General features: G+C 71.9%; 27 protein-coding genes. 17 read left to right on the forward strand and 10 right to left on the reverse strand.

The genetic code is table 11. From position 1 onward, the window contains the following. Together BLW04_RS15750 and BLW04_RS26825 are read right to left on the reverse strand one after the other, a co-directional pair. On the reverse strand, nt 1-273 hold a 273-nt coding region (locus BLW04_RS15750), incomplete at its 3' end, for a transposase (RefSeq protein ID WP_175484083.1). Between the two features lie 130 nt (nt 274-403). Next, a complete protein-coding gene (locus BLW04_RS26825; RefSeq protein WP_175484084.1) occupies nt 404-547 on the reverse strand; it encodes a hypothetical protein in 144 nt (47 codons plus the stop codon). 21 nt (nt 548-568) lie between these two features. Here BLW04_RS26825 and BLW04_RS15755 point away from each other — a divergent pair, with 21 nt between their 5' ends. Further along, a complete protein-coding gene (locus BLW04_RS15755) occupies nt 569-1,273 on the forward strand; it encodes a metallophosphoesterase family protein (protein ID WP_305777660.1) in 705 nt (234 codons plus the stop codon). Beyond that, complete coding sequence (locus BLW04_RS15760) at nt 1,270-2,151, forward strand: putative RNA methyltransferase (protein ID WP_305777661.1); 882 nt, start codon at nt 1,270-1,272, stop codon at nt 2,149-2,151. The genes BLW04_RS15755 and BLW04_RS15760 overlap by 4 nt, the downstream gene beginning before the upstream one ends. Before the next feature lie 63 nt (nt 2,152-2,214). On the opposite strand, the gene BLW04_RS15765 is transcribed toward BLW04_RS15760, so the two are convergent. Further along, a complete protein-coding gene (locus BLW04_RS15765; RefSeq protein WP_091543168.1) occupies nt 2,215-2,493 on the reverse strand; it encodes a GlsB/YeaQ/YmgE family stress response membrane protein in 279 nt (92 codons plus the stop codon). 291 nt (nt 2,494-2,784) lie between these two features. On the opposite strand from BLW04_RS15765, the gene ctaD reads away from it, so the two are divergent. After that, nucleotides 2,785-4,536: an aa3-type cytochrome oxidase subunit I gene (gene ctaD / locus BLW04_RS15770; RefSeq protein ID WP_091543171.1), complete on the forward strand. Its 1,752-nt coding sequence runs from the start codon at nt 2,785-2,787 to the stop codon at nt 4,534-4,536. Nucleotides 4,537-4,736: 200 nt separating this feature from the next. Further along, on the forward strand, nt 4,737-6,017 hold the full coding sequence (gene serB / locus BLW04_RS15775) for a phosphoserine phosphatase SerB (protein WP_091543281.1): 1,281 nt from the start codon (nt 4,737-4,739) through the stop codon (nt 6,015-6,017). 129 nt (nt 6,018-6,146) lie between these two features. Here serB and BLW04_RS15780 read toward each other — a convergent pair whose 3' ends face one another. Next, nucleotides 6,147-6,716 carry an isochorismatase family protein gene (locus BLW04_RS15780; RefSeq protein WP_091543173.1) on the reverse strand — a complete coding sequence of 190 codons (570 nt, stop codon included), beginning with the start codon at nt 6,714-6,716 and terminating at the stop codon, nt 6,147-6,149. A 121-nt stretch (nt 6,717-6,837) separates the two neighbouring features. After that, a complete protein-coding gene (locus BLW04_RS15785; RefSeq protein ID WP_091543175.1) occupies nt 6,838-8,148 on the reverse strand; it encodes a nicotinate phosphoribosyltransferase in 1,311 nt (436 codons plus the stop codon). Nucleotides 8,149-8,210: 62 nt separating this feature from the next. On the opposite strand from BLW04_RS15785, the gene clpS reads away from it, so the two are divergent. Together clpS and BLW04_RS15795 are read left to right on the forward strand one after the other, a co-directional pair. Next, nucleotides 8,211-8,507 (forward strand): ATP-dependent Clp protease adapter ClpS, encoded by a 297-nt coding sequence (clpS, locus tag BLW04_RS15790; RefSeq protein WP_091543177.1) that lies wholly within the window; start codon nt 8,211-8,213, stop codon nt 8,505-8,507. After that, nucleotides 8,504-9,013, forward strand: coding sequence for a DUF2017 family protein (locus tag BLW04_RS15795; RefSeq protein WP_091543179.1), 510 nt, complete (start codon nt 8,504-8,506; stop codon nt 9,011-9,013). Before clpS ends, BLW04_RS15795 begins: the two co-directional genes overlap by 4 nt. Here the strand turns inward: BLW04_RS15795 and BLW04_RS15800 are convergent. After that, on the reverse strand, nt 8,952-9,308 hold the full coding sequence (locus BLW04_RS15800; RefSeq protein ID WP_091543181.1) for a hypothetical protein: 357 nt from the start codon (nt 9,306-9,308) through the stop codon (nt 8,952-8,954). The two genes, BLW04_RS15795 and BLW04_RS15800, sit on opposite strands and share 62 nt — an antisense overlap. Before the next feature lie 132 nt (nt 9,309-9,440). On the opposite strand from BLW04_RS15800, the gene BLW04_RS15805 reads away from it, so the two are divergent. From BLW04_RS15805 to BLW04_RS15835, 8 genes are all read left to right on the forward strand, one after another. Then, nucleotides 9,441-9,914: a M67 family metallopeptidase gene (locus BLW04_RS15805; RefSeq protein WP_091543183.1), complete on the forward strand. Its 474-nt coding sequence runs from the start codon at nt 9,441-9,443 to the stop codon at nt 9,912-9,914. Nucleotides 9,915-10,092: 178 nt separating this feature from the next. Further along, a complete protein-coding gene (locus BLW04_RS15810) occupies nt 10,093-10,371 on the forward strand; it encodes a MoaD/ThiS family protein (RefSeq protein WP_091543186.1) in 279 nt (92 codons plus the stop codon). A 97-nt stretch (nt 10,372-10,468) separates the two neighbouring features. After that, the gene (locus tag BLW04_RS15815) at nt 10,469-11,419 is read left to right on the forward strand and encodes a PLP-dependent cysteine synthase family protein (RefSeq protein ID WP_091543188.1); all 951 of its coding nucleotides are present in this window, start codon (nt 10,469-10,471) and stop codon (nt 11,417-11,419) included. 81 nt (nt 11,420-11,500) lie between these two features. Continuing rightward, entirely contained in the window at nt 11,501-12,241 is a 741-nt protein-coding gene (locus tag BLW04_RS15820; protein ID WP_091543190.1) for an MBL fold metallo-hydrolase, read from the forward strand. 137 nt (nt 12,242-12,378) lie between these two features. After that, nucleotides 12,379-13,341, forward strand: a complete 963-nt coding sequence (locus tag BLW04_RS15825; RefSeq protein WP_091543192.1) for a DNA polymerase domain-containing protein — start codon at nt 12,379-12,381, stop codon at nt 13,339-13,341. Nucleotides 13,342-13,379: 38 nt separating this feature from the next. After that, nucleotides 13,380-13,925: an AAA family ATPase gene (locus BLW04_RS15830; protein WP_139306862.1), complete on the forward strand. Its 546-nt coding sequence runs from the start codon at nt 13,380-13,382 to the stop codon at nt 13,923-13,925. Between the two features lie 84 nt (nt 13,926-14,009). After that, complete coding sequence (locus tag BLW04_RS28545; protein ID WP_254781663.1) at nt 14,010-14,174, forward strand: hypothetical protein; 165 nt, start codon at nt 14,010-14,012, stop codon at nt 14,172-14,174. Continuing rightward, a complete protein-coding gene (locus tag BLW04_RS15835) occupies nt 14,153-14,485 on the forward strand; it encodes a DUF4262 domain-containing protein (protein ID WP_254781659.1) in 333 nt (110 codons plus the stop codon). Before BLW04_RS28545 ends, BLW04_RS15835 begins: the two co-directional genes overlap by 22 nt. A 442-nt stretch (nt 14,486-14,927) precedes the next feature. Here BLW04_RS15835 and bcp read toward each other — a convergent pair whose 3' ends face one another. Together bcp and BLW04_RS15850 are read right to left on the reverse strand one after the other, a co-directional pair. Beyond that, complete coding sequence (gene bcp, locus BLW04_RS15845) at nt 14,928-15,416, reverse strand: thioredoxin-dependent thiol peroxidase (protein WP_091543197.1); 489 nt, start codon at nt 15,414-15,416, stop codon at nt 14,928-14,930. A 62-nt stretch (nt 15,417-15,478) separates the two neighbouring features. Then, nucleotides 15,479-15,883, reverse strand: coding sequence for a YjbQ family protein (locus tag BLW04_RS15850; RefSeq protein ID WP_091543199.1), 405 nt, complete (start codon nt 15,881-15,883; stop codon nt 15,479-15,481). Between the two features lie 303 nt (nt 15,884-16,186). Between BLW04_RS15850 and BLW04_RS15855 the strand changes: the two genes are divergently transcribed. The 3 genes from BLW04_RS15855 (at nt 16,187) to rdgB (ending at nt 20,155) form a co-directional block, all read left to right on the forward strand. After that, nucleotides 16,187-18,496, forward strand: coding sequence for a catalase (locus BLW04_RS15855; RefSeq protein WP_091543201.1), 2,310 nt, complete (start codon nt 16,187-16,189; stop codon nt 18,494-18,496). A gap of 331 nt (nt 18,497-18,827) precedes the next feature. Further along, on the forward strand, nt 18,828-19,550 hold the full coding sequence (gene rph / locus BLW04_RS15860; protein ID WP_091543204.1) for a ribonuclease PH: 723 nt from the start codon (nt 18,828-18,830) through the stop codon (nt 19,548-19,550). Further along, on the forward strand, nt 19,547-20,155 hold the full coding sequence (rdgB, locus tag BLW04_RS15865; RefSeq protein ID WP_091543208.1) for an RdgB/HAM1 family non-canonical purine NTP pyrophosphatase: 609 nt from the start codon (nt 19,547-19,549) through the stop codon (nt 20,153-20,155). Before rph ends, rdgB begins: the two co-directional genes overlap by 4 nt. Nucleotides 20,156-20,160: 5 nt before the next feature. Here rdgB and BLW04_RS15870 read toward each other — a convergent pair whose 3' ends face one another. Beyond that, entirely contained in the window at nt 20,161-20,793 is a 633-nt protein-coding gene (locus tag BLW04_RS15870; protein ID WP_091543211.1) for a hypothetical protein, read from the reverse strand. Next, nucleotides 20,790-22,514, reverse strand: coding sequence for a glycosyltransferase (locus BLW04_RS15875; RefSeq protein WP_217631075.1), 1,725 nt, complete (start codon nt 22,512-22,514; stop codon nt 20,790-20,792). Before BLW04_RS15875 ends, BLW04_RS15870 begins: the two co-directional genes overlap by 4 nt. Nucleotides 22,515-22,575: the final 61 nt, after the last annotated feature.

Consider the following 22,575-nt stretch of genomic DNA (forward strand, 5'->3'; position numbering starts at 1 on the left):
CTCATCGCGCTCAGGGGCTGCGGCGCGCACCGCGGCGAACATCCGCACGTAGGTGCCGTCGTCAGACCAGCGACGGTGGCGTTCCCACACCGATTGCCACGCCCCGAAGTGATCGGGCAGGTCACGCCACGGCGACCCGGTGCGGTACCGCCAGATGATCGCCTCGAGCGTCAGTCGGTGGTCATTCCACGGCCGGCCCTGATGACCGCCGGCAGGCAGCACCGGCTGGATCAACTCCCACAACTCGTCCGGGATCTCGTCGGTACGCAACATTCGTCCAGCGTCGCCCACCAACCCGCCAATCTTTGGCAGACACGCTCTAGAAGGATGGACCCCGTCCCGCATCCCTTCGCAAGCTCAGGGAAGCCCCGGACGGGGCTGCGGCGCGGGACGGGGTCCTTCTTCAGCCGGCGTGCACCGGGGCGCCGGTCGGCAGGTCCTCCTTGGTGGCCTTGATCAGCACCGCGGAGACCAGCGCGCCGATGAGCAGCAGCACCGCGGCCCACGTGAACGCCGTCGGGTAGCCGGCGATGTGGGCCTCCAGCACCGCGGACGGATTGTCGGCGGGTTGTCGACCGGCGCCGCGGTGATGGCGCCCACCGACAGCGTCGCCAGCAGTGCGGTGCCGATCGAGGCGCCGATCTGCTGGACGGCCTGCAGCACCGCGCTGGCCGCGCCGGTGTCGTGCTCGCCCACCCCGACCAGGGCCAGGTTGGACTGCGGCACGAAGGTAGCGGCCTGCGACGATGCAGTGGTGCCGGTTTCCGTGGTGTTCATCTCAGACACCCACGTCCCGAAGCGCGCTCGTGATCTTCCTCATTCGCTGTGGTCGGAGATCGAGTCGGCGGACGTCGTCGTGCACGCCGGCGACTGGGTCGACATGGCCATGTTCGACGAGCTCGAGGGTCGCGCCCGGCGGCTGGTGGGAGTCTGCGGGAACAACGACCACGGCGCCCTCCGCGAGCGCCTGCCGGCGGTCGCCCGGGTGGAGCTCGGCGGGGTGCGCTTCGCCGTCGTCCACGAGACGGGGGACGCGGCCGGTCGCGAGCGGCGCTGCGCGCAGCGGTTCCCGGACGTCGACGTCCTGGTCTTCGGGCACAGTCACATCCCCTGGGACACCACGACCGCGACCGGGCTCCGGCTGCTCAACCCCGGTTCGCCCACCGACCGGCGGCGCCAGCCGTACGGCACCTACCTGACCGCCGTGGCCTGCGACGGCCGGCTCACCGACGTGGTGCTGCACCCCGTGCCGGCGCGCCGGCCCGCCCGGTGACCGGCACGCTGCCCGACCTGCTGCCCGCGGCCGTCGCGCTGCTGGCCTGCCCGGTGTGCGGCGAGGACCTGACGGTCGCCGGCCCGGGGGTGCGGTGCCCGCAGGGCCACTCCTTCGACCGGGCCCGGCAGGGGCACGTCACCCTGCTGCCGGCCGGCGGCAGCCCGCACGCCGGCGACTCCGCGGGGATGGTGGCCGACCGGGTGGACTTCCTGGCCGCCGGGCACTACGCGGAACTCACCTCGACCCTCGCTGATGCGGTGCTCGCCAACGGCGTCCCGCGGGCGGTGCTGGACGCCGGCGGGGGCACCGGGGCGCACCTGGCCGGCGTGCTGGACCGGGCTCCCCGTGCGGTCGGGGTAGTGCTCGACGCCTCCCGGTACGCGGCCCGGCGGGCAGCCCGGGCGCATCCCCGGGCGATCGCCGTCGTCGCCGACACCTGGTCGCGCTGGCCGGTGCGGTCGGGCGCGCTGGACCGGGTGCTCGTGGTGTTCGCGCCGCGCAACGGGGCGGAGACCGTCCGGGTGCTGGCGCCGGAGGGCCGCCTGGTCGTGGTGACCCCGGCCGCAGAGCACCTCGCGGAGCTGGTCGGCCCGTTGGGGTTGCTGCACGTCGACCCGGACAAGGCCGGCCGGCTGGCCGCGACCCTCGGACCGCACCTGCGCCCGGTCGCCGCCACGGCTGTCCGCGAGGAGCTGGTCCTGGACCACCCGGCGGTGCGGACGCTGGTCGGCATGGGGCCGCACGCCCGGCACCGGACGGCCGACGAGCTCGCCGCCGCGATCGGGCGGCTGCCGGCGAGCGTGCGGGTCACGGTGTCGGTGGACGTCACCACCTACGCGCCCGGCCGACCCAGCGAGTCTGCGGCTGCGTCCTGAACACAGCGAGGGCCCGGCCGAACGGCCGGGCCCTCGATGAGGTGGTGCTGCGCTGGCGTCAGGTCAGCGGGTGACGCGCTTCTTGTTCGTGGCGAAGACGTAGATCCCCAGCACGACGATGGCGCCGATGATCGAGCCGATGATGCCGGAGGTGCCGAGCTCGAACCGGTGCGGCTCGAAGATCAGGCTGCCGAGCAGGTTGCCGACCACGGACCCGATGATGCCGAGGACGATCGTGGGCACGATGCCGATGTCCTGCTTACCAGGGATCACCGCTCGGGCGATGAAACCGGCGATGGCGCCGATCACGATCAGCACGATGATGTTCCAGAGAACGTCCATGTGAGCCTCCTACGCATGACGGCCGTTGCCGTCGTGCGCTGGACCCTCCAGCGCAAGATCATCAATGCCCGTCCCTACAGCCACCGAAACCCCCGGTCCGGTCGAAGTCGCCGCGTCGCCCGGACGGGTGAACGCCGCCGGGGTGCGGGACCGGCGGGGAGGCGCGGGCCGTTGGTGCGCAGGTCGCGGGGGAGGTGTGATCGCGTGGCCTCCAGTGGGCAGGGGGGACGCGCCCAGCGAGCCGCCATCGCCCGCCGCACGGCCGACCACAGCACCGTCTAAGCTCCGCTCGTGACGATCGCACCCGCCCCGATCGTGAGCCGGCCGAGCCCGGCGCACGAGGCTGAAAAGGGCTCGCGGCTCCTCGGTTTCCTGCACACCACCGACCACAAGACCATCGGCATGATGTACCTGACGGTTGCCTTCGTCTGGTTCTTCGTCGGCGGTCTGATGGCGCTGCTGATGCGCGGCGAACTGGCTCGGCCGGGCCTGCAGTACCTCTCGCCCGAGCAGTACAACCAGCTGGTGACCATGCACGGCACGATCATGCTGCTGTTCTTCGCGACGCCGCTGTTCTTCGCCTTCGCGAACCTGATCATGCCGCTGCAGCTGGGTGCCCCCGACGTCGCCTTTCCGCGGCTGAACGCGTTCTCGTTCTGGCTGTTCTTCTTCGGCTCGGCCATCGCGGTCTCCGGATTCCTCACCCCCGGTGGTGCCGCCGACTTCGGCTGGTACGCCTACACCCCGCTGTCGACCGGGGCACACAGCCCGGGCGCCGGCGGTGACCTGTGGATCGCCGGCCTCGCGGTCAGTGGTCTGGGCACCATCCTGGGTGGCGTCAACTTCATCGCCACCATCGTCTGCCTGCGCGCGCCTGGCATGACCATGTTCCGGATGTCGCTGTTCACCTGGGCCTCGCTGGTGACGAGCGTGCTGGTCCTGCTGGCGTTCCCGATCCTGACCGCCGCGCTGATGGCGCTGCTGGCCGACCGTCACCTCGGGGCCCAGGTCTACTCGGCAGCCAACGGCGGTCCGATGCTCTGGCAGCACCTCTTCTGGTTCTTTGGCCATCCCGAGGTCTACATCATCGCGTTGCCGTTCTTCGGCATCATCAGTGAGGTCATCCCCGTCTTCAGCCGCAAGCCGCTGTTCGGCTACAAGGGCATGGTCTTCGCCCTGATCGCCATCACGGCCCTGTCGGTCGCCGTCTGGGCGCACCACATGTTCGCCACCGGCGCGGTGCTGCTGCCTTTCTTCAGCTTCATGACGTACCTGATCGCCGTCCCGACGGGGATCAAGTTCTTCAACTGGATCGGCACCATGTGGCGGGGGCAGCTGACGTTCGAGGCTCCGATGCTGTTCGCGATCGGCTTCCTCATCACGTTCCTGCTCGGTGGGCTGACCGGCGTGCTGCTGGCCTCACCGCCGCTGGACTGGCACCTCAACGACAGCTACTTCGTCGTCGCCCACTTCCACTACGTCGTCTTCGGGACCGTGGTCTTCTCCGCCTACTCGGGCATCTACTTCTGGTTCCCGAAGATGTGCGGCCGGATGATGGACGAGAAGCTGGGCAAGCTGCACTTCTGGCTTACCTTCATCGGCTTCCACGCCACCTTCCTCATCCAGCACTGGCTGGGTGACGAGGGCATGCCGCGCCGGTACGCCGACTACCAGCCCTCCGACGGCTTCACCACGATGCACACGATCTCCACGATCGGGTCGTTCATCCTGGGCGCCTCGACGATCCCGTTCGTCTACAACGTGGTGAAGTCCTGGAAGCACGGGAAGCTCGCCCTGCGCGATGACCCCTGGGGTCACGGCAACTCGCTGGAGTGGGCGACGTCCTCCCCGCCGCCGCGGCACAACTTCATCGAGATCCCGCGGATCCGGTCCGAGCGCCCCGCGTTCGAGCTGCACTACCCGCACCTGCAGGAGCGGCTGCAGGTCGAGGCGCACGCCGGCAAGCGGCATGAGCCGTACGCCAGTGAACTCAGCAACGGCAGCGGAAAGCGGCAGGGGCCCAACGACCCCGATCCCTTCTGAGGAAGGACCCCCTCCTCTCCACCCCTCGCACGCTCGGTTGAAGGACCCCGTCCTCCCCACCCCTCGCTAGCTCGGGGCGAGCCTCTGGACGGGGCCGGACGGGGCCATCCACGAACGCCCCGCCAGCCATCCGGCCGGCGGGGCGTTCGGCGTCCCGGGTGGCTGCCGGGGCGTTCCTGCCGGTCCGGCACGATGACCGGGTGACCGACCGCTCCGCGCCGCACGATGCGCCGTCCGTCCGCCCGACGGATGCTGCCCTGCCCGGGGCGCAGCTGACGGTCACCGGCGTCGACCGGCCGGGCGTCACCGCGGCACTGTTCGCCGCACTGCAGTCCGCCGGCCCGCGCGCGGTGGAGGTCGTCGACGTCGAGCAGGTCGTTGTGCACGGCCAGCTCGCTCTCGGTGTCGTCGTCCGGGAGATCGGGGACGGCGCGGCGGGGAACGTCGCCGCACTGGTGGAACGGCTCAGCGGGCTGGCCGCCGAGGTGTCCGTGGCCACCGGGATGTCGGTCACCGTGGAGGCCTCGCAGCCGGCGCCGGCGTCCCGGCCGCGGTCCGGTCGGCCGCACCACGTCATCGTGTTGGGCCGTCCGGTGCCACCGGCGGCCGTTGCCGGGGCGGCTCGGGCGATCGCCGCCGTCGGCGGCAACATCGACGCGATCCGGCGGCTGTCGGACTACCCGGTCACCAGCTTCGAGCTGACCGTCTCGGGCGCCGGCTCCACCGAGCTGCGGACCGCACTGGCCACGGTGGCGGCCGAGACCGGCACTGACGTCGCCGTCGAGCAGGCCGGGCTGTCCCGGCGCAACAAGCGGCTCATCGTGCTGGACGTCGACTCCACGCTGGTCCGCGGCGAGGTGATCGACGAGCTGGCCGCGCGGGCGGGCCGGGCGGCCGAGGTCGCCCGGATCACCGCGGCGGCGATGAACGGCGAGCTGGACTTCGAGGAGTCGCTGCGAGCCCGGGTCGCCGCCCTGGCGGGATTGCCGGCCACCGTGCTCGACGAGGTCCGCGAGCATCTGGTGCTGACCCCGGGCGCACGCACGTTGATCCGCACGCTGCAGCACTCCGGGTTCCGGTGCGGCATCGTCAGCGGTGGCTTCACCCAGATCACCGACCCGCTGGCCGCGGCGCTGGGCCTGGACTTCGCCGCGGCGAACACCCTGGAGGTGGTCGACGGGCGGCTGACCGGCGGGCTCGTCGGCGAGGTGGTCGACCGCGCCGGCAAGGCCCGGGCGCTGGCTCGCTTCGCCGCCGAGCACGGCATTCCCATGGAGCAGACCGTGGCAGTGGGCGATGGGGCCAACGACCTGGACATGCTCAACGCCGCCGGGCTGGGCATCGCGTTCAATGCCAAGGCGGTGGTGCGCGAGCAGGCGCACGCGGCGCTGAACCTGCCCTACCTGGACGCCGTGCTGCAGGTACTGGGGTTCACGCGCGAGGAGGTCTTGGACGCGGGGTCACTGTCATCCTCCGGATGACACCGCGGCCACGAGTCGTGCCCGGCCGCCGTTGAGCCGTTGCCCGGCCTTCCTCGACGAGGCTTCCGGACCCGGTCGTCGATCCGGAGCGGCTCTCGCCGCGAGTCGGTGGTTGCGTGACCCGGAACGTCAGCCGACTTGTCCCACTTCGCCCAACAACTCGACACCAGCCGTGCGGAGCTGGTCGAGGGCGGCCTCGGTGGTGCTCTCGGACACGCCTGCCGTGAGACGCAGCAGCACCCGCGTGGACAGACCCGCGGCCACGGCGTCCAGGGCGGTGGCCCGGACGCAGTGGTCGGTGGCGATCCCGACGACGTCCACGGCGTCCACGCCGTACGCCCGGAACCAGTCGGTCAGGCCGGTGCCCTCGCAGCTGCCCTCGAACCCCGAGTAGGCCGCGGCGTACTCGCCCTTGTCGAAGACCGCCTCGATCGGGCCCCGATCCAGGTCCGGGTGCAGCTCGACGCCGTCGGTACCGACCACGCAGTGCGCCGGCCAGGTCTCCAGGAAGTCCGGGGCGACCGCGAAGTGGGCAGCCGGGTCGATGTGGTGGTCGCGGGTCGCCACCACGTGGGCGTACCCGCTGCCGGCGACGTGGGCGCTGATCGCCCGGGCCACCGCGGCGCCACCGGCGACGGCCAGGCTGCCGCCCTCGCAGAAGTCGTTCTGCACGTCCACCACCACCAGGGCTCGGCTCATGCGCCCATCCTGCCCCGGCCCCGTCCCGGAGGCTCACCCCGAGCTTGCGAGGGGTGAGGAGGACGGCCCCCTGCAGGGTCCCGCCGCGAGTTCGCGAGTGGTGGGGGCAGGGGGTGTTCTCTCAGGCGGTGACGGTGTCGATGACCGGCTCACCGCGGCTCAGCGACCAGGCCTCGTCCGGCAGGGTGTCGCGTACCCGCCGGTGGTGTGCAGCGGCGGCCTGCAGCGCCTCGGCCGGCGACCGGGTCTCGACCAGCGTGCCACCGCGGACCAGGGGCACGAGCAACTCCCGGTCGTGCCCGGCCGGCTGCAGCAGTGCGGAGCTGACCACCTCCGCGGTCGCCGTCCCGCCCGCGTCGTGCCTGCGGACGGCGTGCTTGCGGCCGCCCACCGAGCGCTTGCCTTCAGAGTTCTTGGCCACCGGCACGCCGTCCCGCTCGACGAGCTTGTAGACCATCCCCATCGTCGGCGATCCCGAGCCGGTCACCAGCGAGGTGCCCACGCCGTAGCCGTCGACCGGCGCCGCGGCCAGGGCGGCGATGGCGTACTCGTCCAGGTCACTGGTCACGATCACCTTGGTCGACGTGGCGCCGAGGGAGTCCAGCAGCTCTCGCGCCCGGGTCGCCTGCACCGTCAGGTCACCGGAGTCCAGCCGGACGGCGCCGAGCTGGGGGCCGGCGACCGCCACCGCCGTCCGGATGCCCTGCTCGGTGTCGTAGGTGTCGACCAGCAGCGTGGTGCCGACGCCGAGGGTGTCGACCTGGGCGCGGAAGGCGGCGGCCTCGTCGTCGTGCAGCAGCGTGAAGGCGTGCGCGCTGGTGCCGGTGGTGGGGATGCCGTAGCGCGCCCCGGCGGCCAGGTTCGACGTCGCCGAGAAGCCGACCAGGACCGCGGCCCGGGCGGCCGCGACCGCGGCCTCCTCGTGGGTCCGCCGGGAGCCCATCTCGATGCACGGCCGGCCACACGCCGCGCCCACCATCCGCGCCCCGGCGGAGGCGATCGCGCTGTCGTGGTTGAGCACCGACAGCGCGAGGGTCTCCAGCAGCACCGCCTGGCCGAACGGCGCCCGCACGGTCAGCACGGGGGAGCCAGGGAAGTAGAAGTCGCCCTCGGCGTAGCCGTCGACGTCGCCGGTGAACTCGAAGCCGGCCAGGTGGTCCAGCAGCCGCGGGGCGTCGACGCCCTGGGCACGGAGCGCCTCCAGCTCGGCGTCGCCGAAGCGGAAGTCGGCCAGGGCGTCGAGGAACCGGCCGGTCCCGGCGAGCACGCCGTAGCGGCGGCCGTGCGGCAGACGCCGGGCGAACACCTCGAAGACCGAGTTCCGCTCCGCCGTCCCGTCGGCCAGCGCCGCGCCCAGCATCGTCAGCTCGTACCGGTCGGTGAGCAGCACAGGGCTGGTCAGCCACGGGCTGGACGAGGGGCTCGGCAGCATGGACCAGCACGATAGGTGGCCGGCGCCTGGAGCGTCCGGTGAGGTCGTCCTAGAGTGGTCGGGTGGCCGGACCCATCGCGCCCGAGCGCACCCCCGAGACGACGACCGGGGAGGAGTTCCAGGTCGACCGCCCGTGGGTCACCCTGGTCTGGGACGACCCGGTCAACCTGATGAACTACGTGACGTTCGTGCTGCAGGAGCTGTTCGGCTACGACGAGCCCACCGCCACCGAGCTGATGCTGCAGGTGCACAACGAGGGGAAGGCCATCGTCAGCTCCGGCCCGCGCGAACGCATGGAGCACGACACCAACCGGCTGCACGCCTACGGGCTCTGGGCCACCTTCCAGCGCGACTCATGAAGCCCTTCCGCCGCCGCGGGGACGCGGTCGTCGCCCGCTTCGTCGACGCCGAGGCCAGCATCGTCGGGTTGCTGCTCGACCAGCTCGAGCAGCTGCTCACCGCCGACGCCGAGGACGCCGGTGGTGACCCGGTGCTCGACCGGCTCCTCCCGGCCGGGCACGAGGACCTCGAGGTGGCCGCCGACTATCGCGAGCTCACCGAGTCCGCCCTGCGCGAGGGCAAGGCCGACGACCTGGCCCTGGTCCGGGCCACGCTGCCGCCGCAGGGCGGGGAGGTCCGGCTGGACGCCGACCAGGCCCGCGCCTGGCTGCGCACGACCAACGACCTGCGGCTGGCGCTGGGCACCCGGCTGGGCATCTCCGCCGAGACGGAGCCCCCCGAGATCGACCCATCAGGGGACGGGACAGGGGAGGAGGGGTCCCAGCTGACCGTCTACTACTGGCTCACCGCCGTGCAGGGGTCCTTGGTCGACGCGCTCGCCGCCGGTCTCGGCGGCCGAAGGTGAGCAGTACCAGCACGGCGATCAGCAGGTCGGCGACGAAGAAGACGTAGACCAGGCTCGGCACGGTGAGGCCCTTGACGAGCCCACCGATGCAGGACAGCAGGGTGATGCCGGACAACGTGAAGAGAAGCACCAGCGACAGCGCCCGCCCGGTGACCAGCAGGCTGAACTCGATCCGGTCGGCTCGGGCGTCGAGGCTGGACCGGCCGGTGCGCTTGAGCAGCCCGGCGCCGCCCACCGCGAGGGCCGGCACGGGGACGAGCAGCACGCCGACGACCATCAGCACCTCGAGGACCACGGGGCCCGACGCTATCGGCTGGACATGCGCGCGCCGCAGCCCGTTCTCCCCGCAGCGGCTGGGCTTCCCAGTTGCGGAGGGCGGACGGGGCAGGCGGCGAGCCCGCCGGGGACCCGGCCTAGACTCCGGGGCGTGCTGCGCATCGACCGCGCGACCTACGACGCCATCGTGGCCCACGCCCGGACAGACCATCCGGACGAGGCCTGTGGTGTCGTGGCCGGCACCGAGGGCAGCGACCGGCCCGAGCGGTTCATCCCGATGCTCAACGCCGCCCGGTCGCCCACGTTCTACGAGTTCGACAGCGCCGACCTGCTGAGGCTCTACCGGCAGATGGACGACCGGGACGAGGTGCCGGTGGTCATCTACCACTCGCACACCGCCACCGAGGCCCGTCCCTCCCGCACCGACATCAGCTACGCCTCCGAGCCCGAGGCGCACTACGTGCTGGTCTCCACCCGCGAGCACGGCGCGCAGACCGGCCAGGCCGGCGACGACGTCGAGTTCCGCAGCTTCCGCATCGTCGACGGCGAGGTGAGCGAGGAGGAAGTCGAGGTCGTCGAGTCCTACCTGTTCGGCCACTCGCCGACGTCCGTCGTCTACGACTGAAGAAGGACCCTCCTGCCACCCACCGCTCGCAAGCTCGCGGCGGTGCCCTGCAAGAGGGCCCCCGACGGCCGGCGGAATCCCCGGCCCTGGTGCGGCGTTGCCGCCTGCAGTCGCACCGCCCAGCGCTTCGATCGCGCCGGCGCGGCCCGTCCCATCTCTCAGAAGGAGCACGCCCAGCATGGCCATCCAGGTCCGGATTCCCACCATCTTGCGCACCCACACCGGCGGCAACAAGACCGTCGAGGGCAGCGGCGTCACCCTCGGTGCGCTGGTCGACGACCTCGACGCGCAGCACCCCGGCATCAAGGGCCGCCTGGTCACCGACGAGGGGAAGCTGCACCGCTTCGTCAACGTCTACGTCAACGACGAGGACGTGCGCTTCACCGGTGCGCTGGACACCGCCGTCAAGGACGGCGACTCGGTGACGATCCTCCCGGCGGTCGCGGGCGGCTGCTGACCGATCCACCTCCGGTGTCGGCGGAACGGCTTCGCCGTCCTGTAGCTCATCCAGGAGCCGCTCCGCCGCAGGACCCGTCCATCCCAGGAGATCTCCCATGGCCCGCTTCGCCTCCCTCATCGACTCCCTCGGCAACACCCCGCTGGTGGGGCTGCCGTCGCTCTCGCCCACGCCCGACGTCCGGCTGTGGGCCAAGCTCGAGGACCACAACCCGACCGGTTCGATCAAGGACCGCGCGGCCATCGCGATGATCGAGGCGGCGGAGAAGGAGGGGAAGCTGGGGCCCGGGGCGACGATCCTGGAGCCGACCAGCGGCAACACCGGCATCTCGCTGGCCATGGTGGCCCGTCAGCGCGGCTACCGGCTGATCTGCGTCATGCCGGAGAACACCTCGATCGAGCGGCGTCAGCTGCTGGAGATGTACGGCGCGCAGATCATCAGCTCCCCGGCCGCGGGCGGCAGCAACCAGGCCGTCGCCATGGCCAAGGGGCTGGCCGCCGAGCACGCGGACTGGGTGATGCTCTACCAGTACGGCAACCCGGCCAACGCCGAGGCGCACTACACCGGCACCGGTCCGGAGATCCTGGCCGACATGCCCTCGATCACCCACTTCGTCGCCGGGCTGGGCACCACCGGCACGCTGATGGGCGTCTCCCGCTACCTGCGCGAGCACAAGCCCGGCGTGCAGGTGATCGCCGCCGAGCCCCGCTACGGCGAGCTCGTCTACGGCCTGCGCAACATCGACGAGGGCTTCATCCCCGAGCTCTACGACGCATCCCTGCTGGACTCCCGGTTCTCCGTCGGTCCGGACGACGCCGTGCACCGCACCCGCCAGCTGGTGGAGCGCGAGGGGATCTTCGCTGGCATCTCGACCGGCGCGATCCTGCACGCGGCGCTGGGCATCGCGGACAAGGAGGTCGCGGCCGGGCGCAAGGCCGACATCGTCTTCATCGTCTGCGACGGTGGCTGGAAGTACCTGTCCACGGGTGCCTACGCCGGCACTCTTGACGAGGCGACCGCCGCCTTGGAGGGTCAGCTCTGGGCATGAGCCCTGCTGCGCGCTCCCCGCGAGCACGGCTAGCCTGACCGGCGACATGGGCACGGGGACAGGGCGGGTGGCGGTTTCGACGTGCGGCTGACCGTCGTCGGCTGCTCCGGCAGCGCCCCGGGTCCGGTCTCACCGGCCTCCTGCTACCTCGTCGAGCAGGACGGGTTCAGCCTGGTGCTCGACCTGGGCAACGGTGCCTTCGGGTCGCTACTGGCGCTCAGCGACCCCGCGTCGGTGGACGCCGTCTACCTGTCCCACCTGCACGCCGACCACTGCCTGGACGTCGCTCCCTTCATCGTGTGGCACCGCTACTCCGGGCAGTCGGCCCCGACGGCGGTGCCGCTCTACGCGCCGGTGGGCGCCGACCGGCGGCTGTCGGTGGCCTACGGCCCCGATGACGGCTCCATCGAGGACGTCTTCGACGTGACTCCCATCGGGCCGGGGACGTGGGCGCTGGGGCCCTTCGAGGTGTCCACGGCCCGCACCGCGCACCCGGTGGAGTGCTACGCGGTGCGGCTGACCGCCGGCGGCCGTTCGCTGGTCTACACCGGCGACACCGGCCCCAGCGAGGCCGTCGTCGCCCTGGCCCGGGGCGCGGACGTGCTGCTGTCCGAGGCCGCCTTCCCCGAGGCCCCCGACCTGCCACCGGGGCTGCACCTGACCGGCCGGCAGGCCGGTGAGCACGCTGCCGCCGCCGGGGTCGGCCGGCTGCTGATCACTCACGTGCCGGCCTGGGTGGACGCCGACACGCAGCTGGCGGCGGCGCGGGAGGTCTTCCCCGCCGCGGAGCTCGCGCGGCATGCAGCGGTCTACGACATCTGAGCGCCCCGGGGATCAGGTCACCTGATCGTCGGGGGACCTATCGGGCAGCCGGCCACCGGGTAGGTCCCCCTGCGGTGGGGGAGGACGGCCGACGCGCCGGGTTTGCCCGTCCGCCGCGACCCGGGCACGGTGGGCTTGTGACGGACGACGAACGGGACGGCGTCCGGTTGACCAGCCTGGACTCCCCGCTGGGCGATGGGCTCGACGTGACCAAGGGCGCCCTGGTCGACCACCTCGACGCCGTCGCCGACAAGCTGGTGCCGCTGCTCGCCGGCCGGGCGCTGTCGGTCGTTCGGGTGCGGCCGGGCGCGGCGCCGTTCATGCAGAAGAATGTGCCGAAGGGCGCCCCGGAGTGGGTGCGCACCGTCGACATCTGGTCGGCGGCCGCACACCGCGACGTCCACTTCGTCGTCTGTGACGACCGCCGGACCCTGCTGTGGCTGGCCAACCAGCGCGCCGTGGAGTTCCATGTGCCGTTCACCCGGATCGGCGAGGACACCCCCACCGGCCTCGTGCTGGACCTGGACCCGCCGGAGGGCGCGGGCTTCGAGCAGGTGGTGGCCGTCGCGGCGCTGGTCCGGCAGGCGCTGGCCGAGGCCGGACTGGCCGGCGCGGTGAAGACCAGTGGCGCCAAGGGGCTGCACGTGGTGGTGCCGGTGCGGGGCGCGCACAACGAGGACGTCGCTGCGGCGACCCGGGCGCTGGCCGCCCGGACCGCGCGGCTGGGCCAGGAGCGCGCCACCACGGCCTACCTCAAGGAGGAGCGGGACGGGAAGGTGTTCGTCGACTCCACCCGCTCCGGTCAGGGCACGATCGTGGCCGCCTACAGCCCGCGGGCCCGCCCCGGTCTGCCGGTGTCCACGCCACTGGGCTGGGACGAGCTCGGCCACGTCGTGCCCGCCGACCTCACCGTGACCACCGCGCGGGCCCGGCGCACCGAAGGCGATCCGTGGGCTGCTTCGCTGCCCGAGCCGCAGGAACTGCCCGCCGACCTGGTTGCCGAGGGCGCTGCCATCCCGGTCGCCCGGGTGGCAGCCATGCACGAGGGCAAGCGGCGGGCCCGCGCCCGTGCGGCACAGGACGACCAGCCCGCCCCATGATCGGCGGTCACCTGGTGGGCCATCGTTACGGTCGCCGGGTGATCCTCTGGTTGCACGGGGCGTTCGGCGCCGGGAAGTCCGCGGTTGCAGCGGAACTGCGCCGGCAGCGTCCGGACGTCGTGCTCTTCGACCCGGAGGAGGTCGGCTACCTGCTGCAGCGGACCCCGCCGGTCCCGACCGGCGACTTTCAGGACCTCCCGGAGTGGCGGGAGCTGGTCGTGGCGACGGCGGCAGCCCTTGATGCTGACGGCCGTCGCCTGGTCCTTGCGCCGATGACCATGCTGCAGGAGGCCTACGTCCGGCAGATCGTCGACGGCCTCGGCACCCGCGGTGTGCGGTTGCACCAGGTGCTCCTGGACGTTGCCGCGGACGAGCTGGTCCGCCGCGTCCTCGCCGACGCATCACCGGAACACGGCGACGCTGCCGACGAGGTGCGCGCATGGCGGCTGGAGCGGGTGGCCACCTACGCCGATGCCCGATCGTGGCTGGTGCCGATGGTCGACCTGGTCATCGACACGACGACGCTGACGCCGGAGGAGGCCGCCACCGAGGTCCTGGTAACGGTGGAGCAGCCCAGCGGGTGATCGGCTGTCCCCAGGACATCCCGTCGTCCACAGGGACGCTCGCGTGGATGCGGTCGCGTCGGTACCGCACCGGAAGCTGCGCGCATGACGATGGACCCACAGATCACCGCCTGGCTCGACCAGGAGGACGCCCAGCTCGTCCGCGCCCACCGTTGGGTGGTGCAGTACATCGGGGCAGGAGACACACCCGAGGAACCGCGTTCGGCTACACCGTCGACCTGTTCGGCCTGGGTCATCCGGAGCTGGTGATCGTCGGGATCGGATCGAACAATGCCCACGGCGTCCTCAATCGCGTCGCCGGGCTGGTGACCGATGGTCGCGACCTCGTCCCCGGCGAGTTGCTGACGTTCCAGGACTGGGGCGGCCGATTGGTGGTCGAGGTCGTGCTCAACCCCGGCGAGTTCCTGTTCGGGGCGAATCGGCACTACCAGCGGCCCGACGACTTCTCCGTCCCGGCGTTCCAGCTGACCTGGGATCATGACGACGGTCTGTTTCCCTGGGACGCTGGCCATCCCTGCGGGTCGGAGTGCCAGCCGCGTCCGGGGACCTGGCGGGCGTGAACCGATCACGCCGGCCCTGCATCAGCGCCGCCGGGGAACGCGCCGCCCGCAGCCCCGATGGCCGTGGCGGGCGAGGTCACGGGTCGGCGCCCATCACCGCACGGGCCGGTGGTGTCGGTCTGTTCGCTGATGCGTCCCGCCGCGCCCGACCAGGTCGCGATCCGAACGGCAGGCACGCCCAGCCGGCTGCGACGGCGAACGCCCGGCCCCCCGGAACGTCCTCAGTGACCGACGTGACCAGCGGGGCCCCTGCTGGGGGGCGATCCGCTACAGGCGCTTCGCCACGGGGAGGAGCACGCTGGACGCCTCCAGCGCCTCGCGCGTGTGCCGGCGATCGGGCACGACGAGCGGATCGCCGGGGAAACCGTCCCAGGCGTCGATCCCGGCACGCAGCCGAACGAGCGTGGGTGGCCGGGCCGGGGGGCAGGTTGGCCTGCGGGCGTCACGCCAGCCCGAGGTCGCGGCGCAACTTGGCGACGTGCCCGGTGGCCTTCACGTTGTAGGCGGCCGTCTCGATGCGGCCCTCGGCGTCGATGACGAACGTCGATCGGATCACGCCGACGACCTCCTTGCCGTAGAGCTTCTTCGGGCCGTACGCGCCGTAGGCCCGCAGCACCTCCTTCTCCGGGTCGGACACCAGCGTGATCGACAGCGACTCCTGCTCGCGGAAGCGACTCAGCTTGTCCGGGGTGTCGGGGGAGATGCCGATGATGTCCAGCCCGGCCTCGGCGAGGTCGCCGGCGGCGGCGGTGAAGTCGACGGCCTGGGTGGTGCAGCCCGGGGTGAGCGCCGCCGGGTAGCAGTAGACGATGACGCGCCGTCCACGGAACGAGGTCAGGGCCACCGCGTTGCTGTCGGCGTCAGGCAGCGTGAACTCCGGGGCGGTGTCACCGGCGCTGAGTCGGACGGGGGCGACGTCGGTCTCGGTCATGAACCGCATCCTCCCGCACCCGGCCGACCGGGCCAAAGCCGTCCGGCTCCCCGGCGGGTGCGTCAGCCGGCGAGGAAGGAAAACCGGACGTGCCGGCTGGGGTTGTCGACGTTGGTGTCGACGAAGCAGATCCGCTGCCAGGTGCCCAGCGCCAGCCGGCCCTCCAGCACCGGGACCGTGGCGTGCGGCGGAATGAACGCCGGCAGCACGTGGTCCCGGCCGTGCCCACCGGAACCGTGCCGGTGCCGCCAGCGGTCGTCGCGGGGGAGCAGCTGGTCGAGCTGGGCGAGCAGGTCGTCGTCGCTGCCGGCGCCGGTCTCGATGATCGCGATGCCCGCGGTCGCGTGCGGGACGAACACCTGCAGCAGCCCGTCGCCCTCCCCGGCCACGAAGGCGGCGCACTCCTCGGTCAGGTCCACGACGGAGGGAACGCCGCCGGTGCGGACCGCGCGCAGTTCTGATCGCATGCGGCGACGATGACACGGCGATCCTGTGGTTGCCGGGAGCATCGCGCATCTGCTCGGACAGGACGCGATGGGAGCAGAACCGGCGTCGCGGTCCCGGCAGCCGCCAGCGGCCGGCGGCAGGGCCGACGTCAGCAGCCGGGGCACCAGCTGGGCCGACCCGGGCGCTCACCGGGTCGACGGCCTGGTACGCCGCGTCGGAGATCGGCATGGAGAAGACGTCGAATACGAGCATGGGCTGTCGCCCGACGGGTAATAGCCCACAACTCAACCGCACGCAATAAATTATTTGTCTGTGAGGCACCGATGCGGTCGTCCGACAATCCGTCCGGAACCAACCCGTCGGCCAAGGCCGTCAATCTGGTCGAAGGCGCTGTGGAGGGGGTGCACAAGGCCGTGGCCCACGCGAGTGGCCACGTCATCCCCGGTGTGCCGGGGAGCGAGCCCCCCACGGTCGAGGAGCCGACGCAGCCGCGGGAGCCGCTGCCGCCCAAGTCCGGCACCCGGTCGCCGGAGGCGGTGTCGCCGACGGGCAAGCCGACGGGCGCCCCCGCCGACGCGCGCGGCCAGTCCGGCCCGTACCTGACGACCGAGCAGGGCGTCCGGCTCCACGACACCGACCATTCGCTCAAGGCCGGCTCCCGTGGCCCGACGCTGATGCAGGACCACCATTTCCGCGAGAAGATGATGCACTTCGACCACGAGCGCATCCCCGAGCGTGTGGTGCACGCCCGCGGGGCGGCCGCGCACGGGATCTTCCAGTCGTACGGCAGCGCGTCCGGCGTCAGCTGTGCCGGTTTCCTGGCCGAGAACGTCGAGACGCCCGTGTTCGTGCGCTTCTCCAACTTCAACGGCAACCGCGGCTCGGCGGACACGGTGCGCGACACCCGCGGATTCGCGATCAAGTTCTACACCGACGAGGGCAACTACGATCTCGTCGGCAACAACATCCCGGTGTTCTTCATCCAGGACGCGATCAAGTTCCCCGACCTGACTCACGCGGCGAAGCCGCACCCTGACCTGGAGATCCCGCAGGCGCAGAGCGCGCACGACACGTTCTGGGACTTCGTCTCGCTGCACACCGAGGCCCAGCACCACACCATGTGGCAGATGTCCGACCGCGGCATCCCGCACTCCTGGCGGGCCATGGACGGTTTCGGCATTCACACCTTCCGGCTCGTCAACGAAGCCGGCGAGACGACCCTGGCCAAGTTCCACTGGAAGCCGAAGGTCGGGGTGCACTCCCAGCTCTGGGAGGAGGCGCAGATGACCAGCGGCGTCGACCCCGACTTCCACCGCCGGGACCTGGCCAACGCCATCGAGACCGGCGCCTACCCCGAGTGGGAGATGGGGATCCAGACCTTCCCGGACACCGAGGACCAGATGTTCCAGGGCATCGACCTCCTGGACGCGACCAAGCTCGTGCCGGAGGAGATCGCTCCGGTCCAGCCGATCGGCCTGCTGCGCCTGGATGCCAACCCCACGAACTACTTCGCCGAGACCGAACAGTCTGCCTTCCACGCGGGCCACTTCGTCCGGGGTATCGACGCCACCGACGACCCGCTCCTGCAGGGCCGGATGTTCTCCTACCTCGACACCCAGCTGATCCGTCTGGGTGGGCCCAACTTCACCCAGATACCGATCAACCGCCCCCATGCGCCGGTCAATTCGATGCTGCGCGACGGGTGGCACCAGGACGGCGTCCAGGCCGGCGTCGCGCCCTACCGGCCCAACTCGCTGGACGGCGGCAACCCGTTCCCCGCGGGCGCGGACAGCAGCGCGTTCATCGACGTGCCCCGCATGGTGCAGGTCGCGCCCAAGGTCCGCGAGTCCCCGGCGTCTTTCGGCGACCACTTCAGCCAGCCTCGGATGTTCTGGCTGAGCCTGTCGCCGGTGGAGAGGGACCACACCGTCCGGGCGTACACCTTCGAGCTCGGCAAGTGCTTCGAGCAGTCGGTCAAGGAGCGCCAGCTCCAGGCGCTGGCCAATATCGATGCCGACCTGTGCGCCGGCGTCGCCGCCGGGCTGGGGCTGCCCGCCCCCGCCGCGACCCAGCCGCCGGCCGACGTGCAGCCCAGCCCCGCGCTCTCCCAGGTGGGCAAGGAGTGGCCGACCACGGGCCGGGTGATCGGCATCGTGGCCGACGAGTCGAGTGACCTGGCCTCCGTCCGGACGGTCCGGGACGCAGTCTTCGCCGGCGGCATGGTGCCCTTGGTGATCGCGCCGGCGGGCGGGATGCTCGGGGGCGGCAGCGGTGACCCGGTCGTCGTCCAGCGCACCTTCCTCACCGCGCGCTCGGTGGAGTTCGACGCGATCCTGCTCGCGGGCACACCCGCACCGGCGCCGGACGCCACGCCCTCCATGGACGCGAAAGCCGGCGCGCCCTCGACACCCCAGCTCGATCCGCGGATCGCGTTGATGCTCTCGGAGGGTTACCGGCACTGCAAGGCGCTGGGGGGTTGGGCCGACTCGGTAGACGCCTTCGCCGCCGTTGGCTGCTCGGCCGGCACGCCGGGCGTGGTCCTCGGCGAGGATCCCTCGGCGGTGCTGGCGCAGGTGGTCGCACTGCTGGCCAAGCACCGTGTCTGGGAACGCTTCCCGGCCGCGAGCCGCTGAGCGGCGACCAGGGCCACGAACGGCCCTGGTCCGCACTCCACCGCTGTGATGCGTGCAGATGACACCGCACGATGGCCGAGGCCATCGTGCGGTGTCATCGCGCACTGCCGCTTGCTGATCCGCCGCGACATCGCGCTGACCATCCCGGACCGTGTCGACCAGTTGTGGCCGTGCGGGCAGGTGTCCGTGCCGGCGGTCCCTCTACGGCTTCGACACCGAGATGTGCAATCGCCGCGCGAAGGCCGTCCTCCACCTGGGCGGAATCGTCCGCGAAGGCGTCATCCTCTGGCTCACATCGCGCTCCGGCAAGCACGGCCTAGGCTGCCGACACGTGACCCGCTCTGACGGCCGTAGCGCCGACCAGCTCCGTCCGGTGACCATCACCCGCAACTGGCTCGACCACGCCGAGGGGTCGGTGCTCGTGGAGTTCGGGCGCACCCGGGTGCTGTGCGCGGCCAGCGTGACCGAGGGCGTGCCGCGCTGGCGCCGCGGCTCGGGCCTGGGCTGGGTCACCGCCGAGTACTCGATGCTCCCCCGGGCCACCCACACCCGCAACGACCGCGAGTCCGTGCGCGGGAAGATCGGTGGGCGCACCCACGAGATCAGCCGGCTGATCGGCCGATCGCTGCGCGCCTCGATCGACCTGGCGGCGCTGGGGGAGAACAGCATCGCCATCGACTGCGACGTCCTGCAGGCCGACGGCGGCACCCGGACGGCTGCGATCACCGGCTCCTACGTCGCCCTTGCCGACGCTGTCTCCTGGCTCGGCGAGCGCGGCAAACTGGGGAAGGGCACCCCGCTGCCGCGGTCGGTGGCCGCGGTCAGCGTCGGGGTGATCGACGGCGAACCGCGGCTGGATCTCGCCTACGAGGAGGACGTGAAGGCGGGCACCGACATGAACGTCGTCTGCACCGGCGACGGCGGCTTCGTCGAGGTCCAGGGCACCGCCGAGGGCGCCGTCTTCGACCGGGCCACGCTCGACCAGCTGCTCGACCTCGCCGTCGCCGGCTGCGCGCAGCTCACCCGCGCCCAGGCCGAGGCGCTGGCCCGGTGACCACCCGGCTGCTGCTGGCCACCCGCAACCCCGGCAAGCTCGCCGAGCTCCAGCGGCTGCTGGCCACCGCCGTCCCGGGCGTGGAGGTGGTCGGCCTGCGTGACGTCCCGGAGTACCCGGAGGCGCCGGAGACCGGTGCGACCTTCGAGGAGAACGCGCTGCTCAAGGCGCGGGAGGCGGTCCGGTACACCGGGCTGCCGGCGGTGGCCGACGACTCCGGGATCACCGTCGACGCCCTCAACGGCATGCCGGGCGTGTTGTCGGCCCGCTGGTCGGGGCGGCACGGGGACGACGCGGCGAACACCGCGCTGCTGCTCGGCCAGCTCGCCGACGTTCCCGACGACCGGCGCGGTGGGGCCTTCGTCTGCGCGGCCGCGCTGGTCACCCCGGACGGCGCCGAGCACGTGCTGCAGCGGCAGTGGCGGGGCACCGTCGTCCGGGAGCCGCGCGGGACCAACGGCTTCGGCTACGACCCGGTGTTCGTGCCCGCCCGGCTGGACCGGACCTCGGCCGAGCTGGAACCGGCGGAGAAGGACGCCCGCAGCCACCGCGGCCAGGCGTTCGCCGCACTGGTGCCGGTGCTGGCCGAGGTGCTGGCGGACTGACGGGCTCAGCGCGTCGCGGTCCAGCCGACGAACCACAGCGCGAACGCCATGATCGAGGGTGGGAAGGCGAGCACCAGGAACGCGGCGAGCACCCGGTCGGCGCGCCAGTAGTTGCGCAGCCGCACGCCGGGGGCCCAGCCGCGCCGGGCGTCGCCGTTGAGCCCGCGCTGGGCGACGGCGGCCTCCTGCTCCGATGTCAGCGGCTTTGTGTGCGCTGCCTGCCAGGCCTCCACCCGCGCCCAGCCGGGTGCGACGCCGCAGACCAGTGCGAGGAGGGCGGCCCCGGCCAGCAGCGGCAGCAGGTTGCCGACCTCGAGAGCGACCAGCCCGGCCGCGGCGGCGCCGGCAGGGAAGCCGGCCACGGTGACCGCGCCGAGACAGAAGACCAGTGCGAAGGCCACCATCAGGATCAGGTAGCCGGGCAGCAGGGTGTCGTGCAGCGACTGGTCGGTGGCCAGCATGACGGCCACCTCGGTGACCAGCAGCCCCGAGCACGTCAGCAGCACCCGTCGCATCGGCACGTGCGGCGGGGTGGCCCCGCGTACGGCCAGTGCGACCCGGGCCTCGGCGAAGCTCTCCGCCTCGGCCGACGACGCCCCGCTCCGGAGCGCGGCGAGCGGGTTGGCGACGTCGTTCATGCCTGCTCCTCGGAGCTCAGCCCGAGGCGGGACAGGCCGCCTGCGATGGCGGAGGGCCGGACGCCGTCCTGACGCTCGGCAGCGGCGTGCCGGCGGCCGGCGGACCACGTGGTCGCGCTGTCCTCGGCGGGCACGGCCCCGCGGACCTCGACGGGCTCGGGCTGAACGTGGCTGGACAGCCCGTGGTTGGTCTTCTCCCAGTAGAACGGCTTGGTGACCAGCTGCCAGGCGCCCTTGTAGGCCGCGATCGAGTGCAGCAGCCAGTAGATCGGCGAGAACAGGGCGAAGGGCACCAGCGCGTAGCTGCGGCGCTTGAATCCGGCCAGCAGCGACAAGTAGATGATCACGCCGTTGCCCAGCAGCAGGTTGCCCATGCTGACCGTCACCAGCCACGAGGGCAGGGTGCCGGTGAGCAGGCCCGGCCAGATCAGCTGGACGACGAACATCGCATAGAGCCATGGCGAGGCCAGGAACATCAACGGCGTACCGCCGATGAGCAGCGCGAAGCCGGCGGCCTGGCGGGGCCCGACGGCGCCCAACAACCGCCACGGGTGGCGGGTGTGCACCAGCACCGTCTGCATGTAGCCCTTGATCCAGCGACTGCGCTGGCGGATCCAGTTGCCGACGGCCATGTTGGCCTCTTCGTACGTCGTGGAGTTGACGACGGCGACGCGGTGCCCCTGGGCAGAGGCGCGGATGCCCAGGTCGGCGTCCTCGGTGACGTTGTAGGGGTCCCAGCCACCCAGGTCGCGCAGCATGTCGGTGCGGAAGTGGTTGCTGGTGCCGCCCAGCGGGATGGGCAGCCGTAGCTTGTCCAGCCCGGCGAGGGTGTAGTCGAACCAGGAGGAGTACTCCAGGGTGAACATGCGGGTGAGCAGGTTCTCCTTGGCGTTGAAGTAGTTCAGCGCCGCCTGCACGCACACCAGGTCGTCGCCACCCTTGCGGAAGGCGATGAGCGACTTCTTGAGCTGGTCGGCGTCCGGGCGGTCCTCGGCGTCGTAGATGACGACGTACTCGCCGTGGGCGAACGCCAGCCCGACGTTGCAGGCACGCGGCTTGGTCTTCGGCATCGAGTGCGGCACCACGACGATGCGCACGAAGTCCGGCGGGGCGGCGGCCAGGGCAGCGGCCAGCGTCTCCGGGTCGTCCTCCTCCAGCAGGAGCAGGATCTCCAACTTCTCCCGCGGGTAGTCCAGGTCGGCCAGGTTGCGCATCAGCAGCCCGACGATCCCGGCCTCCTTGTAGACCGGCACGAGGATCGTGTAGACGGGCAGCTCGGTGTCGACGAGGGCGGCGACCTCGGCGTCGGTGACCTGCTCGACGGTTTCCCAGGCAGTCCCGACGGTGCTGATCAGCGCCTTGGCGCCCACGGCGAGGGCGACGGCGACGTTGATGGCGGCGACCAGCACGAGCATGGTGGTGGAGAACCAGAGGACGGCGCAGATGAGCGTGCCGGCGGCCAGAACGGCGGCCAGCGCGATCTGCTGCCATACGAACACGGTGGAGGCCGACTCGTCCGCACGGTGCTGGCTGCCGGTCCCGTCGTCCGCAGGGGTGCCCTGACCGCCCCGATGAGCCTGACCGCCGCCGTGACCGACCACCTCGCGGTGACCGTCGCCCTGCCCTCGACCGCCGGGGACGCCTTCAAGCAGCAGGCCAGCGACCTGAGCCTGGTTTTCACCGCGACGCAGCGCGACGGCGCCCCGGTCGGACGCCGGCACGGGCGGGGCTCAGCCCCCGCCCGGGGCGGCGATCGGCCGGCCCGCCGTCAGTGCCTCGGGG

Origin of the sequence: Modestobacter sp. DSM 44400, assembly GCF_900107175.1 — a bacterium.
Classification (GTDB): Bacteria; Actinomycetota; Actinomycetes; order Mycobacteriales; family Geodermatophilaceae; genus Modestobacter.

Excerpts from the sequence above, each read along its gene's own strand:
- BLW04_RS15765 (WP_091543168.1), bottom strand. The coding sequence starts at position 2,493 with ATGGACGTTCTCTGGAACATCATCGTGCTGATCGTGATCGGCGCCATC.
- BLW04_RS15780 (WP_091543173.1), bottom strand. The coding sequence starts at position 6,716 with ATGAGCCGAGCCCTGGTGGTGGTGGACGTGCAGAACGACTTCTGCGAG.
- BLW04_RS15785 (WP_091543175.1), bottom strand. The coding sequence starts at position 8,148 with ATGCTGCCGAGCCCCTCGTCCAGCCCGTGGCTGACCAGCCCTGTGCTG.
- BLW04_RS15795 (WP_091543179.1), top strand. The coding sequence starts at position 8,504 with ATGAAGCCCTTCCGCCGCCGCGGGGACGCGGTCGTCGCCCGCTTCGTC.
- BLW04_RS15810 (WP_091543186.1), top strand. The coding sequence starts at position 10,093 with ATGGCCATCCAGGTCCGGATTCCCACCATCTTGCGCACCCACACCGGC.
- BLW04_RS15815 (WP_091543188.1), top strand. The coding sequence starts at position 10,469 with ATGGCCCGCTTCGCCTCCCTCATCGACTCCCTCGGCAACACCCCGCTG.
- BLW04_RS28545 (WP_254781663.1), top strand. The coding sequence starts at position 14,010 with ATGACGATGGACCCACAGATCACCGCCTGGCTCGACCAGGAGGACGCC.
- bcp (WP_091543197.1), bottom strand. The coding sequence starts at position 15,416 with ATGACCGAGACCGACGTCGCCCCCGTCCGACTCAGCGCCGGTGACACC.
- BLW04_RS15850 (WP_091543199.1), bottom strand. The coding sequence starts at position 15,883 with ATGCGATCAGAACTGCGCGCGGTCCGCACCGGCGGCGTTCCCTCCGTC.
- BLW04_RS15855 (WP_091543201.1), top strand. The coding sequence starts at position 16,187 with ATGCGGTCGTCCGACAATCCGTCCGGAACCAACCCGTCGGCCAAGGCC.
- BLW04_RS15870 (WP_091543211.1), bottom strand. The coding sequence starts at position 20,793 with ATGAACGACGTCGCCAACCCGCTCGCCGCGCTCCGGAGCGGGGCGTCG.